Consider the following 20,843-nt stretch of genomic DNA (forward strand, 5'->3'; position numbering starts at 1 on the left):
ACCCTACTGTTTTGGTGAATAATTTGTTAATTCGTTTGGTATTTGTAAACCCTGAATTTTTAAGTTTTGAATGCGATATAAATAGGCTGTTCCGATCATAATTTGGTTAGCAATATCAACGACATGGCGGTTTTCAGGTAATGCCAAATAAGTACCTTTAACCCAGTTATTGAAACTACCCATTACCGGACCGCACCAAATTTGATAATCTACTTCCCGACCTTTTTCACCACTGCTAGACCATCGAGAAGATAAACCTAAATACCAACGGAAAATTAAAGCCATTTTTAGTTTAGGATTATTAACAGCTTTACCTAATTTTTCAGGACTTTTTTGTGATAAATAAGCGGCTGTTCCTTCCCAAACTTCAGCGATACTTTTACGGAATATTTGTTTTTCTAGTTTTTCTTTTTCTGCGGAGGGAATTTGTTCAATAGAGTCATAAGTGCGATATAATTCATACAATTTTTGCGCCCGCATGGGAAACATTGTTCCTCGTTTTAAGACTTGTAATTTTACTCCCATTTCAAACATATCGGCCGCTGGTGCCATGATCATATCAGCCATTTCTGCTTGTGCTAATAATTTTTTTGTATGTTCACAAGCACCTGATTCTACACAGGATTGATTAATTGAACCTGTTACTATATAAGCAGCACCCATCATAAAACTAGCTAGGGCAGATTCGGGTGTACCAATGCCTCCAGCTACGCCTATTCTAATAGGAATTGTGTAATTATATTGTGCCTGAATTTCATCTCTAAGGGCAATAATTGAAGGTAATAAACATACCAAAGGACGATTATCTGTATGACCTCCTGAATCAGCTTCAACGGTAATATCATCAGCCATTGGTACTTTACTTGCTAGGTTAGCTTGTAATTCTGTGATTAGTCCTTGTGCTAATAATTCTTTAATGATTCTATCCGGTGCTGGTTGTAAAAATTTGGTGGCAACTTCTCGACGAGAAATTTTAGCAATTACTTTATTTTTGATTTCAATTTGATTGGTTGAGTTTAAACTTAATCCGGCAATGCGATAATAAACTATGTTCGGTGTTAAGTCTAAAAATGCTGATGCTTCTACAATTCTTACACCATATTTTAAATATAAATCTACTGTCCGACGTTCTATATTTGGTTCGTTAGGACTGTGAATTAAATTGAAGGCATAAGGTCCATAAGGTAGGGCTTTTTGGATGTTTTGAATGGCAGTTTCTAATCTTTCTGGAGGTAAACCACCTGCACCAAAGGAACTTAATATTTGTTCTTTTCCTAATGTAATTACCATTTCTTCTGATGCAATTCCTCCGGCCATTGCCCCTGTCATATAAGCATATTTCACACCATAAGTATTAAGAAATTTAGGGTCGCCAAATTGTTGTAAATGAATTGGTGGCAGTGTTGCTAAAAGTTCGGGTACATTTGATGAATGATGATCTATATTGACTAAATAACCATCATTTGTAATGCCAATTTTTCCTGATAATCTAATTATATGACAGGGTTGATCTAAGGTTAATAATTTTTGTTTAATGGCGTTTTTTTCAAAGGTTACGCAGTCTAGTGAACCTTTCCAAGTTTGATTTTGCTGATAATTCCAAGTACAAAAGTCTAAGCCATTTTCTTGTGGATTTAATACCATGTTTATTGTTGTCACTGTAGGGATTCCTCTAGTTATTTATGATGTTTAATTTGGTGATAAAATACAACTACTTACTAATTCAATGGTGCGTTACGCTATTTTTGATTAATTCAATGGTGCGTTACGCTATCGCTAACACACCCTACGGTTAATCCTTTTGATTTAAGTTGGGTAGAATTAAGTGAAACCCAACCTCCGATTAATTAATCTTTGTCTGTTTTGAGGATGTTTTTCGCGCAAGCTAGTTGTAGTTTAATTATTTCACTCATTTGCTGACTGAAATCTTGTCTAGCTTGTAAAAATTCTGTGTGGGTTTGAGTTAATTTGCTATTGTTGCTACTCAGTTTTTGATACTGAGACAGTTTTAAATCATTCATGCTAATTATTTTCTTGGGTTGTGAATTTGTTGGTAATTTGGTTGGTAATTTGGTCGCTAAATTTATAATTTCTGTGTTTGGTTTAGGAGTTTCTGTTATCTCAGAGAATTTTAGGTTTTCTCTACTTTCCAAACCGTTCTCTATGATAGTTTTTGGAATGTTTTTTAGTGGTTTTCCATAAATTTCTTGCGGTGATATTTTCTCAACTGTCTGTAAGGAGTTGGTAATTTGATACTGTTGAATTTTTTCCAGATTTTGCTGTTTATTTTGCACAAATTTATCAAAAATATGCCGATTTTCTGGGTTTAAAATTCCTTGTGTAAATGATTTACATCCCAGGGTAATTTTTCTTTGAGTAATGCTATTTTTACTGGGTTGTACATCTACGTTATATAGTGGTGTTAGGTTCATTTCTACTTGATGACTGAGGAGTTTTGCTAGGGCTTTAACTAGGGAATTATGATCATCCATTCCTCTTCTATTTAGTGATACGGTGGTATGTTCTTTATTACCAAGATTTTTACTGATCCAACGTGAACAAATACCTCCAGCACCAGCTTCTATAAATAGTTTTGCCCCGTCTTGATAAACTCTATTTACTAGTTTGGGAAAGTCTAATTCTTGACATAGACCAGTGGCGATATTTTTGGCGATGGTTTCACTTTCTAAAGTCATGGGTTTATAGCCAGCAGCTGAGTAAAATGTTATTCCAGGAATGGGGGTAGCTGGTAGATTATTTAATCTGGCTATTTCACTAAATTCTGATTGCATTGCTGGCGCATGAATTACATGATCAAATGGTGCAGGAAAGGCGTTACATCCTAATGTTTTGATAATGCGATCGCACGCTTTAGGATCACCTGCAATTAATACTTCTTCTGGTGTATTAATCTGGGTTAAATAAACTTTTTTCTCGGTTTTTAAATATTCTCTGATTTGGGAAGGTGTGGTCATGAGAACATAATTAGCCCACAGTTGATCATCTTTATTAGTGTTTTTTGGGATGCCCCAATATTCTCTAACTGCGTTCTTTTCTCCAGATAATCTATCACCAAATAATGAGGAAGAATTGAAGGTATTACTACCTTGATAAAAGTTACTCCAAACTCCTTGGGCAACCATCATACTAGTTTCCCCCAAACTGTAACCAAAGACGTATTTAGGTTTAATTTGGAAGTCTTCACTAATAATAGTGGTAATCAGTCTAGTAAATAGCATTTCTGCTTCAAACATTGCCAAGGAATCATCTAGTAATTTGTTTTCTAGTGTCTCTAATTCTCTAGTAGAAAGTTTATGTAAACTTCTAGGGAATACTAGTTTTTCCACATCAGCAGCACGTTTATATAAACTCTTGACAATGACATCATCAAAGGATTTAGGAAATAGTCTAAATAATGTTCTACCTATGCCAACATAAGAGTTTACAGCCGCAGGATAAACAAAGGCAATTTCGCCAGTTTTACCTAGTGGTTTAGGTGTGAAATAACTACCTATTGGTGTTTGCCAATCTTTACCAGTTGTCAAGGAATTATTAATACCTTTTTTGGCAGATTCTATTTCTTTAATAATTTCTTGCTGGTTACGTCCAGTAATGGAGACTGTATATTTTTTGTGGTGATTTTTTCGGAAGTTAATAAAGTTTTGACTAGCGGTATTTTGTAGATTTTCGCTATTTTCAATACTTTGTTTTAACTGTTCTAATACTGTCAATAAACTAGAATTATCGTCAGCAGTTAAGGGGAAAAGATGGAAAGATTTGGATTGTAAATAACGGCTAGGTCTTTCTATTTGCTGGGTTTCTTCTGATAGAATAATATGGGCAAATGTGCCATCACAACCAATACTATTAACTGCGGATATTCTCGATTTTACTTCTTTTTGTAAAAACCAAGGACGTGATTCCGTAGTTACGTAAAAAGGACTACCATCCCATACCTGCGGAGTTTTTACTCCTGTCCAATTGGGAGTACCTGGTATATATTTATAGTATAAACTCAGGGCGGTTTTAATTAAACTGGCCATGCCTGACGCGCTGAAAGTATTACCAATATTGGCTTTTACGCTGCCGATAGCACAATGTAATCCGTTACCTACTGAGGGATAGGCTTGTAATATGCCATTAATTTCTGCTTCGTCTTCTCCGGGAATACCACTACCACAGACTTCTAAATAATTGACTTCTATGGGTTTAATACCCGCTTGTTGCTGTGCTTGTTTGCAAACTTGGGCTATGGTTTGACTATCTATAGCCATAGATACAGACTGACCAATACTTATAGCGTCAATTACTGCATAAATACGATCTTTATTTTGTAAGGCGACATCATGGCGTTTTAAAACTATTGCACCTGCACCTTCTCCAATGTTCCAACCATTGGCATTTTGATCAAAACTTAAGGTATTTGTACCTGTATTAATGTTACCAAATTGATTTCTTAATAGTACATTTTCAATGCCTCCAGCTAAGTCAACCGCACCAATAATTACTGCTTCCACTTCATTAGTTTCTAACAGCATTTGGGCAATTTCTAAGGCTTTAAAAGTACCAGTTTCTACCGCACTAATGGTAAAAGATGGACCAGTAAAATTCCATAAAGAAGACACACGACTCGCCATAATATTAGTAACATAACTGAGATATTCACTAATATCAACTTGGTGATGAATGCTATCTTTAACTATGTTTTCTAGTTGGGTAACTTGTGGTGCTGGTAAAGCTATTTCTGCTGTATGCAAACCATCTTTTATTTGCCATGCGGTGTTCCATCTTTGTTGTAATTGATGTACAGATAATTCTGTATCTGCCGCAATAATTACAGCCACATTACTATTAGGAGAAATTTTACTATCTTTGAGGGCGCGATCGCACACTTTTAATAATAACAATTGTTGCGGATTGAGTTTTTCTACCTCATTGGGCGGAATTTTATAAGCTAAGGTATCAACTTCAAAATCTTTGATATACGCGCCTTGGGGTGCTGTTCCTGCTGCTAAACCGTAATTTTTGAGTAAATTTTCATCCGCATTAATACCATGCCATCTTTTTTCAGGTAGGGGGATAAAATGTTGTTTACCATCATAAATGCTACCTTCAAAAGCATCTAAAGTATCGCATTCTCCAAAGAAAGCATCCATGCCAATAATTGCGATCTTATTATTCATTTCTGGTTGAAAATTCATCTGCTTACTTCCCTTTTTCCAAAATAATGTGAGAGTTAGTACCACCAAAACCAAAAGCACTTAAAGCTACTCTTTTTATGTCTTTATCTGGCCATTTCGTAATAGTTCTGACAATGTTTTGAGGGGAAATAACATGATTTTCAGAACCCATAGGCTGAGTAATTTTAATAGTAGGAGGAATGATACCATTATTCATACTCAAAATGGTTTTAGTAATTCCTACCATGCCCGCAGCTACTAATAAATGACCGACATTTGTTTTAGTAGAACCTACCAATGGTGCAGCTTTATTTTGACCAAAAAAGTCTTGAACCGAGTTACTTTCAGTGGTGTCTCCTAATAGAGTTCCCGTAGCGTGACACTCTAAATAATCAATATTTTGGGGGTGAAGTTGTGCTTCAGAATAAGCCCTTTGATATGCTAACTTTTGACCTTGAGTATTAGGGCTTAAAAAATGTTTTCCTTTGCCATCATTTGATAGTCCATTACCACAAACTAAGGCTAAGATATTATCGCCATCTTTAACAGCATCACTATAGCGTTTTAACATTACCATCCCTATACCTTCGGAGGTAATTAAACCACGAGATGCTTGATCAAAAGGACGACTAATACCATTATCTGGATATCCTTGAATCCCAGAAAATAGCATTCTTAAAAATAGCGGATCAGTACAACTAATTGCCCCCGCTAACATTAAATCTGCTTTACCAGAACGTAAATAATGAGATGCTAATTTAATAGCATAAAAAGAAGACGAACAAGCAGCATCTAAAGATAAATAATTAGCAGATAATCCAAAACTTTTGGCAATTATAGCAGCAGGTAAACCGGAAATCATAGCGTTATATGGTGATGTTTTTACGCCGTGATTTGTACCTGCTAACTGAAAATCATCATTTTGCAAAAGTTCGGCAATTGCTGGGGTAACATTTTGTTGATAAATAGGGGCAAATAGGCGATTAGATGCTTTAGTTGGTAAGCCTAAAGTTCCTAAAATTACGCCACATTTTGACAGTTGAGAAGTTCCCCAATAGCCACTATTAATAATTGCCTGTTTAGCAGCATAAAGTGACCATTTAAAGGTGTTATCTAAACTTTGGGTAAATGATTCTGGTAAGTTATACTCACTAGGATCAAATTCAAAATTACGGATAAAACCACCTTTTAAAAAGTAAAATTTTTCTGGTGTTCCTTTTTCCGGATGATAAAATATGCCAGGATCTATGCCTAAGTCAGCAATATTAATATCATCAGTTGAATCTTTTTCCGATATGAGATTTTGCCAAAATTGTTCCGGGTTTTTGGCATCAGGAAATAGACAGGATAGTCCAATAATAGCGATTTTTTCCACTTCTTAAATCCTCATTGGGGTGAGGGAAATTTGAGAATTTAATTCTGTTTTCCCTGGTTTTTTAGGATTTACGAGATTCCCCAATAAGGCATTTGAAAAATTGCAGCAGTGATTAATAATTTTAAGAATGATACGATTAAAAATCGTGAAATGTATCTGTTTCGATTAAACCATGCGATTAGAAATCACAGCTATACAGGTAAAACCCACCTGCGTGGGTTAAATAACCCTTTGTTTCTTGATTAGTCTGTGTAGGCGGACTTTGTTTGTGTAGATGCGATTTATAATCGCCCTTTAATCACCGTTAATTATCACCATTTAATATTTTATTATTTGGCGATTTGTTTAGGCCAAATTACTGCTTTCGCGCCTAAAATTTGCGAGTAAATTTGTCCATCTACACTGTGAATTATGATATCTGCTGTTACTCCCGTGTTAGTTTTTGCTTTGACTTCGCAAGAAACATAATAGGCCTGATCACATGGAATTGGTGCAAATTGTTCTGAGTGAGTTAGTTGTCCTGGTAAACATATTTCTTCATGAAAATGATTTAACCAAACCCATAAAGGTTGGGTACTTAAATCTGTAGCATAAGGGTTATACCATCTAATGGGAAATTGTCCTTGTTTTTCATAACTGATACTTTCCCAAAAACATTCAGTGGTAATTTTTTCCCGGTTAATATTAATAACTCTAGTGATTTTTTGGAATACTGGACCATGAAATAATGCCGTTTCACTAGTTTGATAAAAGTCCGTTCCTCTGGTAGTAATAATGTTGTCTTCTGTCAAATCTAAAGATGAATAAATTGGTTGTGTGGGAGTTTTTCCCACAACTTTAATTATAGCACGAAAGTGAAATAGAGGATTACCTTTAGGGTTTTTACTAGAAATTGTGGTTTGAAATTGTACATATTCACCATCTTTCTTTTCCAGTTCTTGTATTTCTAAAAGGTATTCATCAGCTAAAGTATGATTGAAAGTAATTCCCTTTAAAACTTGGAAATTACGACAACTTAAATAACGATATCCTGGATATACTTCCTCACAAGCATGAATCATCCAAGACATGGCACAAGTGGCAGGTAATACAGGAGTTCCCGCAATTACATGATCATGCAAAAATGGATTTTCTGCTAAGGTCATTTTGCGACGAATGCGATATTTTTGCAGTTGAGAATTGAGAGAAGACGGCGGTAAAAACATCGGACTACCAATGACCACTTGAGAATCATTAGTATATAAAGGATGGAGTTCATTAACTAACATTTGTGTACCGATGGGAACAGGAATAATATCAATTCCTCTTTCTGCAAATGCCTTTTTTAATTGTGGAGTTACCATCCCACTATCCCAACCACCCCAGTTAATTGCTACCACATGACATTGAGGATGATATTGTTTAAAAAGATGGGCTGACTTATTGAGAATTTCATTAGCGATCGCATAATCACTTTGACCGATATTCCCATAAAATCCCGTCACAGAAGAAAACAATACTAAATGTTCTAACTTATTAACATCCACACAATTTAGTAAATTTTCTAAACCCTGAACTTTAGCGGTATAAACCTTTTCAAAATCATCCTCCGTCTTCTTTTCAATTAACTTATCTGCCAAATTTCCCGCACCATGAATAATACCCGTAATTTGTCCAAACCTTTGAGAAACCTCCTGTAATTTCTGTTGTAAAGCCACCCTATCAGTAACATCAACACTAATATATTCTACCTTTGCCCCCGTCGCTGTAATTGTTGCTAATGTTTTCTTAATTTCTCGACTAGAACTAACTTGATTAAAAATCTTTTGTACCATCATTGGTGTTGGTTTTTCACCTTGAGAAAGCAGATTTTCCATAATCCGTTTTTTCAAAGCAGCATCATCAAAACAATCACGTAAATACTCAGGTTCATCTATCAACAACTCTGAACGACCAACCAATATAAACTTACAAGGTTGATGCTGTGCCAACTTAATGGTACATTCCGCCGTAATACCCTTAGCACCACCACTTACCACAAACACAGATGATGGAGAAACTTCAACAATTGCAGTCATAAAACCTCATAAAAAATAGTATTCAGGAGTAGGGGCAAACCCCCTGTAGTTGCCCTAGAATTAACCACGAAGGAAGCGAAAGAAGAGAAGAAAGTTTAAGAGATACTTGGTGTAACTCCTGATAAAAAGAAACTGATATTATTTACCGAAAAATGAATAAATTATCTTCTCTTTCTTTGTACCTTTGCCCCTTTGCGCCTTTGCGCGAAAAAATTATTTAATGGGTAGGAATTTCACCTACCCTAACAACTATTAAGCGATTAAAGTCACCCTACCATAAACACCATAACCAACTTCCCCAATATAGCGATTAGAATCATGTAATTCTGATACAATATATTCTGCTGATTGATGAGGATCTAAATTTGGACTCAAATCAATTCCTCTTAAAAATACTTGTGGCCATTCCCAACGGAGGCTTTTTGTTAACCCAAGTAAACCACCACCAATAACACCAAAATCTTCTTTCCGTTCTAACCCAAACGCCCCATCCAGATGCACAATTGTACAGAAACTTGTTCTTCCTTCTAAACTAGCTGCATGAGTCAAATTAACTTTCAAATGTTTAGCCATTAAGAAAATATGTTTGACAATTGCTTTCTCTATTTCTGAATAGGAAATATTACCAATTTTGTGATTAGAAAATTGCGGATGTAGGTGAATAAATGCCCCAATTTGTCCATGTTGAGTGATGATACTTTGTAATAGTAATTGCAGGTTTTGTTCACTCATATTTGCCAATTTTACTCGGCTGACTCCTTGGGGTAATGGCATTTGTTCACTTACTACGCTTTGGGGAAAACTTAAAACTACTATTTTCCATCCCTTTTCGCTGAGTAAATGCGCTAATTTACTTGTTATCAGCGAACCATCATCCGTAATTAATGCTATATGTCCCTCTGGTAGTTGTGTTTCCCAGTAGTCAGGTCTGGGTAAGGTTTTTAGCTGGACGGGACGACGAGGAAGGTGAGGATCTACCAAAGGAGGCGGTGTTAAGCTGCTTGTTACCTGGATAACATTAGTACGGGGCTTTTTTTTTTCACCTCCCACCAAGGTTTGGAGGTAGTTCACTATTTGTCCAATTGTTCGTAAATCGCCTAATTCTTCTACATTTGGTTTAGGTAAATTAGGATATGCTTCCTGCATTGCCCCTAGTATCTCTACCCGTTTAATTGAGTCTATCCCTAAGTCCGCTTCCATATCCATGTCCAGTTCTAGCATTTCTACGGGATAACCAGTTTTTTCGCTAGTGATATGTAGTAGGGTTTGGGCTAAATCTGCATAATCACTACTATCTTGTGCCGTTGATTCATCTATGGTAGGTTTAACCTTTTCTAATAATTCTGGTACAAAATCAGGAATATTAGGAATTACTGCAATTGGTTGTACTTCTTTTACTACTTCTTTAACATTTATTGGTGCTGATACCGCAGTTTGTCTTTGCAGATATTCAACAACTTGGCCAATGGTGCGCTTTTCGCTGAGTTCCTCTAAATTGGGTTTAGGTAAATTAGGATACATTTCTTGTAATGCTCCTAATATTTCTACTCGCTTAATGGAGTCTATGCCTAAATCCGCTTCCATGTCCATGTCCATCTCTAACATTTCGATGGGATAACCAGTTTTTTCGCTGGTAATGTTGAGAAGGTTGTTACCAATGTCGTCTAAATTGACTGTTTCAGGTTCAACAATTGTCAAGGTTGCAATCTTTTCTTCAACCTTTTCAGCAGCTTTTTCAACTATAGAAGTTGATGTTACCATAACCAGATTTTCTATTACTGGCTTGGCGATAATTTCCGGTTTAGTTTCAGCTGGTTTACTTTCAACAATTGCTTGAGGTTCGACAATATTATTGGATAAGTTCACTAATGTTGGAACTGGTGCTTTAATGGGTTCTTTCACTGTGGAAATTTCCGCAATAAAGTCCTCTCCAGATATTAGTTGAGAATATTCTTGTTGAATTAATTGAAAGAAGTTTTTGGTATATTCTACCTGTTCTTGCAAATATTGTTCATGGATACGTAATGTTTCCCCTTGTTGGGCGTGAAACTGCATCATGCTACGTTCTAAACTTTCCATTACCACTTCTTTAATTTGGGCAAGTTCTTCGGAAGATTTAGCATTAGCAAATAATGAATTTTGTTGCTGCATTAATTGGAAAAATGTTTTGGCATATTCCATTTGATGATTCAAGTATGTACCGTGAACTTGTAAATTCTCACTTTGGTTTTCTTGGAATTTATTCAGTAATTTTTCTAGGCTGCTGAGAATTTTTGCGGGGGTTTGGTTATCTGGTGTTTGCATATTTAATTCTGCAATTTCTGATTTTTTAATAGTGCAAATAGTCTGATAATTTCCATTACCATTACCATTTCCGTTACTTTGATGTCCGTTACTGTGAGAAATTGGTTGAGATTTTTCACTTATTAATGTAGTTAAGTCCATGTTTACTATGGCTTTTTGTTCCTCAATTACTGGGGTAATTTCCTGTAGTGTACTACCTATTTTATGACCATCATTTAATGCTTCAACAAAGGCATTTTTAGTTTTTTCAGATACATAATTAATGCCTTTTAATTTCACGCTGAGAGTCTTTTTCTCAGGAGTTTTAGCAATTACAGAAGGTAATTTATAGGGATCAATGGAAGAAAGTTGCATTCCTAAAACTCGCAGTTGTACCACTGCTTCGCGCAGGGAGCGATCGCTGTTTTTACTACTACTAGGATTAAGTGATATGGTAACATGAGGGCGATGGCCTAAAGTATCTTTCACCAAATTACTTAAAATGCGTTTGGGTCCAAATTCCACAAAGCAATAACCACCAGCACCATAGATATTTTCAATCTCTTGTTTAAACAAAACTGAACTAGCTAAATGACTTTCTAAAGTCCTTTGAATAGTAATAGTATCAGTGCCATATTGCCTACTAGTGACATTACTAAATACAGGAATTTTCGGACTTTGGAAAATAACAGACTTAGTAGCAATAGCAAAAGATTTTTGGGCAAAGGCAATTAAAGGAGTATGAAAAGCCGCAGAAACTGGTAAAGGTACAGCACCATAACCCAATTTTGTTAAGGCTTCTGCTAATTTTTTAATCTCCACCGTTGGACCTGCCAAAACCACTTGAGAAGGAGAATTATAATTAGCAATACTGACTTTAGGAAACTGCTTTAAAACAGGTTCAATTTTACTCACATCTTCCTTCACAGCTAACATTGTTCCCGCATCATATTGAGGATCTTTTGGTGCGGCCATGGCTTGTCCTCTAGCTTTTACTAGGAACAAATAATCCTCTTCACTGAGCACTCCCGCAGCCCACAAAGCAGTTAATTCACCAAAACTATGTCCAGCGACAAAATCAGATTTAAAGCCCGCATTTTGCAAAATAGAATAGAGTCCAGCACTAAATACACCTATAGCTGGTTGGGCGTATTCTGTTCTTTGTAAAGTCGCAATTTGTGCTTTTTTCTCATCAGCATCAAAGGTAGGATGAGGGAACACAATTTCAGAAATTGGCCGTAAATTATCCTGCTTTAATAAATGATCCATTTGACCATAAAAGCGGCGGAGAAGGGGGAAATTCATCACCGCTTCTCGTCCCATTTCTAAATATTGAGAACCTTGGCCAGAGAACAAAGAAACTACTTTTCCAGCTAATTCCATACCCGCAGCACGATAATAAATACCTTGGGGATGTTCCCAACTAGTAGAAGCAGGTTTATTTTTCAATAAATCAATACTAACTTGCAATAATTTACAAGTTTCTGCTAAATTCTCGGAAACAAAACCAATTCTGGCGGCATTTTGGGGAATGGTTAAAGATTGACATTCCTGGACTAATTGAGAATAATATCTTTCACCATCATTAGCCTGCAAATTATGAAAAGTTGCTTCTAATTTAGTGATTAATTCTGCTTGAGTAGAACCAAATAACAGCACTTCGTTAGGTGTATGATGTAAACGATAAGGACTTGTTTGATCTGAAGAATATTCTTCTAAAACCACATGATAATTAGTGCCACCAAATCCAAAAGAACTCACTCCAGCGCGACGAGGATTATCACCTTCAGCCTTTAACCAAGGACGAGTTTCAGTATTTAGATAAAAAGAGGAATCTTCAATCTTTAATTTAGGATTTGGTTCGGTAATATTGATAGTTGGTGGGAGAATTTTGTGGTGTAAAGCCAAGGCAGTTTTGATTAAACTAGCAGCACCAGCAGCAGCTTTTGTATGACCAATTTGGGACTTAACACTACCCAAAGCAATATGCTGTTTTTGCTGATCAAATTGATTAACAAACTCCCGTAAAGAGGCAAACTCTGTAGGATCTCCAGCCATTGTTCCTGTACCATGTGCCTCCATTAAACCCACAGTAGCAGGAGAGAAACCGGCATCATCATAAGCCCTTTCTAAAGCCTTAATTTGTCCTTCTTTTCTAGGGGCGTAAATACTTTTATAACGTCCATCACTAGAAGTACCAATTCCCTTAATTACGGCATAGATTTTATCACCATCTTTCACGGCATCCTCTAGGCGTTTTAACACCAACATAGCGATACCTTCACCTAACATCATCCCATCAGATTTAGCATCAAATGGTTTAACATTTTCGCTAGGACTAACTGCTGGAGTTTTGCTAAAAGAAATGTAAGCCATAATGGTGTTATCTGTATCTACACCACCAGTTAACATCATATCACTACGATATTCTACTAATTCACTAATGGCCATTTTTAAAGCACCAAAAGAACTAGCACAAGCTGCATCAACTACACAATTCATACCCCCAAAATTGAGACGGTTAGCAATACGCCCAGCTACCACATTTGCTAACATTCCAGGGAACGCATTTTCATCCCATTTCACATAAGCACTTTTGATTTTTTCGACAATTTTCTGAGTATCTTCTTCAGAAACACCACTACTTCTTAACACTTTTTCCCATACAGGATATTCTAATCTGGCAGATAATGGCATTCCTAATTGTTTGGCCATTGCTACCCCTAAAATTACCCCCACATTATCGCGGATAAATTCACGAGATTCTCCATAACCAGCATCTTCCATTGCTTCTTTTGCAACTACTAAACTTAATAGTTGAGAAACATCTGTAACTTCTAAAATGCTAGGAGGAATACCAAATTCCATCGGGTTAAAATCAACTTCAGGAATGAAACCACCTCGTTTACAATAGGTTTTATCTGCTGATGTTCTAGGATTAGGATCGTAATAATCTTTAACACTCCAATGACTATCAGGAATATCGGTAATACAGTCAACTTTATTAATAATATTCTGCCAGTATTGCTGTAAATTTCTCGCTTCAGGTAATAGTGAAGCCATACCAATAATAGCAATGGGATTTTGTTGCAATTTTCTGTTAATTTTAGTGGTAGACATGGTATTTTCTGGCTTCATCTTTTTTTCCTCTATAAACTTCAGTAAATCCTTTTCACAACTGTTAATAAGATTCTCTAACTCTGCCAAGGCAGTATTAATTGAATTAGCAGGCATCATGGCATAAACTAATTTTAGTTACTGTGAATTATCTAGTTATCATTTTCTGGATAGCAGGAAATACTTAAGATAGTGACAGGTACAGAACTTACACAAATGTCATCATCAATATCTATCCTAGGGTGTGTCAGACTTCATAAAGTAAGCAAATAAATAGATGATTGATATCTGATGCACCCTACAAATGTTCTGCATCTAATTGAGAATAGGTATAAGCTAATGTGCAGCACTCACTGTATAATTAAAAAACCTGAAGTTACAGTAGCACAAGCATCTTGCTTGTATTAATTATTCAAGTTAAAAGCACAACAGCTTAGTAAGTGTTGCAGTGAGTATTTTGTTTGAAGGTGCAGGAATCATACAACCTTATCTGGTGCATTTCTCTGATAACATTTTTGACTATTTAGGATCAGGACATACGCAACTGGCACATTCGTAGGGTGCGTCAGATATTAACAATTTGGTTATTTACATGACTTATACTGTCTTACGCACCCTACAACAGATTTTTTAGTGTGACACTTGCGTAAGTCCTAAGGATAATCTATTTTAGTTGATACAACTTATAAAAGCTGCTAAAATAGTTACCGAAACATTATTGATAGTCAAAAATTATCAATTAATTTCCTCATTTTTAAATTGTATAATTCCAGTCTTTATAGATAATCAAATTCGTAATTCCTTATTGATTGAGAAATGTTTAATTAATAAAAAGACTAGCACAATGGAGGAAATATAAATAGTTCATTTTTGCTAATTTTGGGAGAAAAATCTGGCTATAATTAACTCCTTTTTTGATTTTTTTGAGTAGGTTTGTATAATCAAGAACGATAGACAGAGAAAATATCTTCCTGATAATTACAGTTTGAAGACTGCTAAGAACTGAGAAAGTGATGATTTCAGAAATGTGGTACTAGCAGTTACTAATTAAGAAAGATACAGCAGAAGATTTGAACATAATAGAGTTGTTTATCAGGAAAGTTTCATAATTGATGTTCCGTTTTTGATGAATTTATAAGATAACCCAGCTTTTACAGAGAATCGGTTATTTATAAACCAATTGTTAATTTTCTCCATGTTGATATTTAACTTACATCTTACAGAAATATAGTTTAATTGTGATGAAATCTCTATAGATATCAGTGCTAAAATTCATATTTGCTAAGAAAAATACAGATTTATCAATCAATCCATGAGTTAATGAAGTTAAATAAAACTCCAGAAAGTAGCAACACCAAACATTTAGTTAATAATTAGTAATTGGTTGACAAAATCAAAAGTTTTAGAGAAAATCAAAAAGAATTATTAGGGTTGATTCAGGTGAAAGCAAGAGAGATTCTATTAAAATTATGATGTTGGTTTCACGTAGCTAGAATGTTAGATAATTTTAGGATCAGGTCCTTAAATTTGACAGTTAATGCTAGTAAATATTGAACATTTATAAGCAGTCAGCTAAAACTGCTTCTTGTACTAAGTTTAAAGGATTTTTTCAGGGAGACTTATATCAAAATCAATTTGTGAGTTTTCCACTTAAAATCCTCATAAATTCCAAGTTTTGCTGATTACTGATTGCTGAATGCTTACAAATATTTAAAAAATATTCTGTACCTTACACATTAAAAATATGGCAATAAATAAAGAACGCCAAGTATTTCAATTGAAAGAAATTGGGTTAAAGTGGAAAATTATTATTGCAACTTCCTTAACTTTAGTTGCAGGTTTAGTATCTTTATACAGTGTTTCTCAAATCAAGGATGTAAAAAATAATCAATCTTTGGTTACTCCTGTTACTAAACCTAAAAATTTACCTGTTAAACTTGCGGTAACTGCATTAGGAAGATTACAACCACAAGATAAAATTACCTATTTATCTGCACCTAATTCTATTAATGGTGTGCGGGTAGAAAAGTTATTAGTTACAGAAGGAGATCCAGTTAAAACTGGACAAATATTAGCTTATTTAGAGAACTATAACCGTTCCCAAGCAGCAATAGAACAAGCATTTGATAAATTATTAGTAGCTAAGGCTAAATTAGCACAAATTAAAGCTGGGGCAAAAACCGGTGATATTAATGCCCAAAAAGCAAATATGACCCAATTACAATCACAATTAAAAGGAGAAATTGCGGTACAAAATGCCACAATAAAAAGGATTCAAGCAGAAGTAGAAAATGCCCAAAAAGAGAGCGATCGCTATCAAAAATTATACAAAGATGGTGCTATTTCTGCCTCAATTGCTGATAGTAAAGCCTTAGCTTTAAAAACTAGCCAACAACAATTACAAGAAGCAAAATCTGCCTTAAAACGTACTCAAGAAACCTTAGCAGATCAACTCAAACAGGCCCAATCTAAACTTAACAGTATTCAAGAAGTACGTTTAGTGGATGTAGAAGTAGCAAAAAGTGAAGTCAAAAGTGCAGAAACTGCCATTAAACAAGCAAAAGCTGACCATGATTTAACCTATATTAAATCACCAATAGACGGTACAATTTTGAAAATTCATGCGAGAAACGGAGAAGTAATAGGCACATCAGGATTTGCGGAAATTGGCAATACATCAAAGATGGAAGTATTAGCAGAAGTGTATCAAACCGATATAGAAAAAGTAAAAGTTGGGCAAAAAGTTTTGATTACCAGTACAGCATTTCCAGAAAAAATACAGGGAAAAGTGAAAGAAATAGGTTGGCAAGTTGATAAACAAAGCATCTTTAGTATTAACCCAAATTCTGACACAGATCGCCGAGTAATTGAAGTAAAAATATCAATTGATAACCCCAAAGATAGCGAAAAAGTTTCACGTTTAACTAACTTACAAGTGGATGTATCAATTGAAATTTAACTGTAAATTCTCAATATTGTAGGTTGGGTAGAACTAAGTGAAACCCAACCCAACAAATTGATAAAAATGTTAGGTTTATCAACCAAGGAAATGAAACCCAACAAATTGATAAAAATGTTAGGTTTATCAACCCAACCTACTTAAAAAGCTACCAAATATATGAATATCAAAATTCCTTTAGCATGGCTACAATTAGCACAGCAAAAAATCCGTTTTGTTGTCGCTGTAGCTGGAATTGGCTTTATTGTCTTGTTAATGTTTATTCAACTAGGATTTCAAGATGCCTTATATTCCAGCGCCACCGCAGTACATCAAAGATTACGCGGAGATTTATTTTTAGTCAGTTCTCAATATAAATCATTAACCGCAATTCAAAGTTTTTCCCGTACCCGTTTATATCAAGCATTAGGTTTTGAAGGAGTTGATTCAGTTAGTTCTATTTATCTGCAATTTGCTAAATTAAAAAACCCTGTTAGTGGTGAAAAATATTCAATTTATGTCATTGGTTTTGATCCAGGAAAACCTGTTATGGATATTCCTGAAGTAGAACAACATTTAGACCAATTAAAAATGCCCGATGTTATGCTTTTTGATCGAGATTCTCGCCCCGAATTTGGACCAATAGCCGAACTATTTAACCAGGGAAATACTCAACAAGCAATTGAAATTTTCCCCTTTGATGCTGTTAAAGGTTATCGTGTGAGAGTAGGAGGTTTATTCAGTTTAGGACCTTCCTTTGGGGTAGATGGAAACTTAATTGTGAGTGATTCCACCTTTTTAAGAATTAACCCTAATACTCGTCCTGTAGAAAAAATAGATGTGGGCATCATTAAACTCAAACCCGATGCAGATCCGCAAAAAGTTTTAGAAATTTTAGAAGCTAATTTACCCAAAGATGTAACAATTTTCACCCGTCAAGGTTTTATTGACTTTGAAAAACAATATTGGTCAGTGAGAACTCCCATAGGTTTTATTCTTAACTTGATGTTAACTATGGCTTCTGTGGTTGGTGTGGTCATTGTTTATCAAATTCTTTATAGCAATATTGCCACTCAATTTATTGCTTATGCTACTTTAAAAGCGATCGGTTATCCCAACAGTTATTTATTAAATGTGGTATTTCAACAAGCATTAATTTTAGCAATATTAGGCTATATTCCTGGCTTTATTATTTCCATTGGTTTATATGATTTCGCCATGAAAGCTACTAAATTACCCATTGTCATGACTACTAATAATGCTTTATTAGTGCTAGTTTCCACCGGATTAATTTGTACTACTTCTGGTGCTTTAGCTATTAATAAATTACGTTCGGCTGATCCAGCAGACATTTTTTAATTCATTCAGGATTCAGGATGACGATAAATATCTATTCTACGGTGTGTCAGACTCCATAAATCAAGTAAATAAATCCCCTCTTGATATCTGACGCATCCTATCAATGTTCCAGTTTTATGAATCCTATAATTAACGAGGTAATTAAATATGCAACAAATAGAAACACACCAAACTCCTCTACCTTCTGCAAAAAAATTAGCTGTTAATGTCCTTACTATTAAAATTGGTGGAGGACATTATGCTGCATTAAAAGCCCTTAGTGAAGTCATTAAACGGCAAAACTTACCTTGGGAAATTCGGGTTACAGATGTGGATGAAATCCTTGAAGAAACCTTAGCTAAAACTAATAAAATAGTTGATCCGTTTAACAAACTTTTCGGTATTCCTGGTTATGAATTATGGAATAAAATACTACAAAAAGGTTGGACAGGATTACAATTGATTATGATGTTTCTTGGTAAATTAGTTATTAAAATTTATCATGAAACTTCTGTAGAAATATTTCAAGAATACTGGGAAAAACAACAACCAGATTTAGTAATTTCCTTAGTTCCTTTATATAATCGTTCCTTGTGCGATACCTTAAAAAAAGTTAAACCAGAAACACCAATAGTTATAATTCTCACAGATTTTGCTGATTGTCCTCCCCATTTTTGGATAGAACCAACCACAGGAAGTTATGTAATTTGTGGTACAGATAAAGCCGTGCAACAAGCCCATGATTTAGGAGTAGCTAAAGAGAGAATTTTACAAACTTCTGGGATGATCATTCATCCACATTTTTATGAACCAATTAATTGCGATCGCCCTACAGGAAGACAAAAATTAAACTTAGATCCTCACAAATTAACAGGACTAGTTTTATTTGGTGGTCAAGGTTCAATGGTTATGTTAGAAATTGCCAAACGTTTAGAACATCTTCATCCACAAATGCAATTAATCTTTATTTGTGGAAAAAATGAAAAATTAGCCTCTTTACTACAACAAAGAAACAGCAAACTTAGCCAATATATTACTACCTTTACCAGTGATATTCCTTATTATATGTACTTATCTGACTTCTTCATTGGTAAACCAGGACCTGGTAGTATTAGTGAAGCCTTAGCCATGCAATTACCAGTAATAGTAGAACGCAATGCCAGTACATTAATTCCTGAAAAATACAATACAGAATGGATACAAGAAAAACAGGTAGGCTTAGTAATTTCTAGTTTTAGAAAAATTGCCCAAGCTGTTAATGAATTTCTTGATCCTGTATCCCTTAACCATTATCGTTACCACGTTGCTGCTATTAATAACCAGGCAGTTTTTGAAATTCCCCAAATGCTACAAAAAATTGTAGAAAGTAATAGTAACCTACGATAGAAGTAGATATTAAGCTGTTGTGCCTTTAACTTGAATAATTAATACAAGCAAGATGCTTGTGCTACTGTAACTTCAGGTTTTTTAATTATACAGTGAGTGCTGCACATTAGCTTAATTGACCTCTAGTACACTGAAACTATCCTCTCTAATTACTGAAATATTTACCCATGACATTACAAAATAAAACCTTACTAATTACAGGCATTGATGAATTTATCGGTTTACGTACAGCCGAATTAGCCATATCTCAAGGTATGAAAGTTAGAGGTTTTCAAACTTCTCCAGTTAAGGAGAAAATACTGCAAAATTTAGGCGTAGAAATCCTGGTTGGCAATATTACCGATCCGGCAATTGCTAAACAAGCCTGTCAAGGAGTAGATATCGTATTACACACTGCCCAAATGGCCGAAGAAGCAGGAGATATTAAACATTTTCGCCAGATAAATGTAGAAGGTACTTTAAACTTTGCTAAAGCTGCTAAAGAAGCAGGAGTTAAAACCTTTGTACATCTTTCTACAGCCTTAGTTTATGGCTTTAACTATGTTGATAAAATTACAGAATTGGGGGTACTTGCTGATGAAAATAACCCCTATTGTCAAACAAAAATTGAAGCAGAAAGAGAAGTTTTAAAACTTAATTCATTAGACTTTGGAGTAATTATAATTCGCGCTGGAGATGTCTATGGACCTGGTTCTATGCCTTGGATAGTGCGGCCAGTACAAATGATGCAACAAAAATTATTTGCCTATGCCAATGATGGTAAAGGAGTCATGAATCATTTATATGTGGACAATTTAGTAGATGCCATATTTTTATCAGTAGAAAAAGCTGTTTATGGCGAAATATTTAATATTACCGATGGACAAGAAACTTCTTGGAAAGAGTATTTTAATAGTTTGGCAAATATCGCTGGTTGTGCTGCACCAATGTCCTTACCTAAGGAGGAAATGAAATTATTTTTGAAGGTACGTATGCAAGGACAAAAATTATTTAGAAAAAAAGCCGATATTCTGCCCGAATCAGTTGATTTTATGAGTCGGCCTTACGCTTATTCTATTGCTAAAGCCCAAAAATTTTTAAATTATCAAGCCAAAATTAATTTAACAGAAGGAATGCGTCTTACTCAACAATGGTTACAAAAAACTGACCTGCAAAAATTAGCTAAATAA

9 protein-coding genes are annotated in these 20,843 nt (G+C 34.9%); 4 read left to right on the plus strand and 5 right to left on the minus strand.

What is annotated here, in order from left to right; genetic code table 11:
• Nucleotides 1-3: 3 nt before the first annotated feature.
• The 5 genes from H6F32_RS15150 to H6F32_RS15170 all read right to left on the minus strand — a co-directional run bounded on the left by H6F32_RS15150 (nucleotide 4) and on the right by H6F32_RS15170 (nucleotide 14,129).
• Complete coding sequence (locus H6F32_RS15150; RefSeq protein WP_199294593.1) at nucleotides 4-1,644, minus strand: PfaD family polyunsaturated fatty acid/polyketide biosynthesis protein; 1,641 nt, start codon at nucleotides 1,642-1,644, stop codon at nucleotides 4-6.
• A 203-nt stretch (nucleotides 1,645-1,847) separates the two neighbouring features.
• Nucleotides 1,848-5,201, minus strand: a complete 3,354-nt coding sequence (locus tag H6F32_RS15155) for a type I polyketide synthase (RefSeq protein ID WP_190370147.1) — start codon at nucleotides 5,199-5,201, stop codon at nucleotides 1,848-1,850.
• A 4-nt stretch (nucleotides 5,202-5,205) separates the two neighbouring features.
• Nucleotides 5,206-6,555: a polyketide synthase gene (locus H6F32_RS15160; protein ID WP_190370148.1), complete on the minus strand. Its 1,350-nt coding sequence runs from the start codon at nucleotides 6,553-6,555 to the stop codon at nucleotides 5,206-5,208.
• Between the two features lie 329 nt (nucleotides 6,556-6,884).
• Nucleotides 6,885-8,612 (minus strand): SDR family NAD(P)-dependent oxidoreductase, encoded by a 1,728-nt coding sequence (locus tag H6F32_RS15165; RefSeq protein WP_190370149.1) that lies wholly within the window; start codon nucleotides 8,610-8,612, stop codon nucleotides 6,885-6,887.
• Nucleotides 8,613-8,864: 252 nt separating this feature from the next.
• Nucleotides 8,865-14,129 carry a type I polyketide synthase gene (locus H6F32_RS15170; RefSeq protein WP_190370159.1) on the minus strand — a complete coding sequence of 1,755 codons (5,265 nt, stop codon included), beginning with the start codon at nucleotides 14,127-14,129 and terminating at the stop codon, nucleotides 8,865-8,867.
• 1,627 nt (nucleotides 14,130-15,756) lie between these two features.
• On the opposite strand from H6F32_RS15170, the gene H6F32_RS15175 reads away from it, so the two are divergent.
• The 4 genes from H6F32_RS15175 (at nucleotide 15,757) to H6F32_RS15190 (ending at nucleotide 20,843) form a co-directional block, all read left to right on the plus strand.
• Entirely contained in the window at nucleotides 15,757-16,971 is a 1,215-nt protein-coding gene (locus H6F32_RS15175) for an ABC exporter membrane fusion protein (protein WP_190370150.1), read from the plus strand.
• Nucleotides 16,972-17,130: 159 nt separating this feature from the next.
• Nucleotides 17,131-18,309, plus strand: coding sequence for an ABC transporter permease DevC (gene devC / locus H6F32_RS15180; RefSeq protein ID WP_190370151.1), 1,179 nt, complete (start codon nucleotides 17,131-17,133; stop codon nucleotides 18,307-18,309).
• 147 nt (nucleotides 18,310-18,456) lie between these two features.
• Nucleotides 18,457-19,674, plus strand: a complete 1,218-nt coding sequence (locus H6F32_RS15185) for an MGDG synthase family glycosyltransferase (RefSeq protein ID WP_190370152.1) — start codon at nucleotides 18,457-18,459, stop codon at nucleotides 19,672-19,674.
• A gap of 167 nt (nucleotides 19,675-19,841) precedes the next feature.
• Nucleotides 19,842-20,843 (plus strand): NAD(P)-dependent oxidoreductase, encoded by a 1,002-nt coding sequence (locus H6F32_RS15190; RefSeq protein WP_190370153.1) that lies wholly within the window; start codon nucleotides 19,842-19,844, stop codon nucleotides 20,841-20,843.

The organism is Anabaena sp. FACHB-1237 (assembly GCF_014696225.1).
Lineage (GTDB): Bacteria > Cyanobacteriota > Cyanobacteriia > Cyanobacteriales > Nostocaceae > FACHB-1237.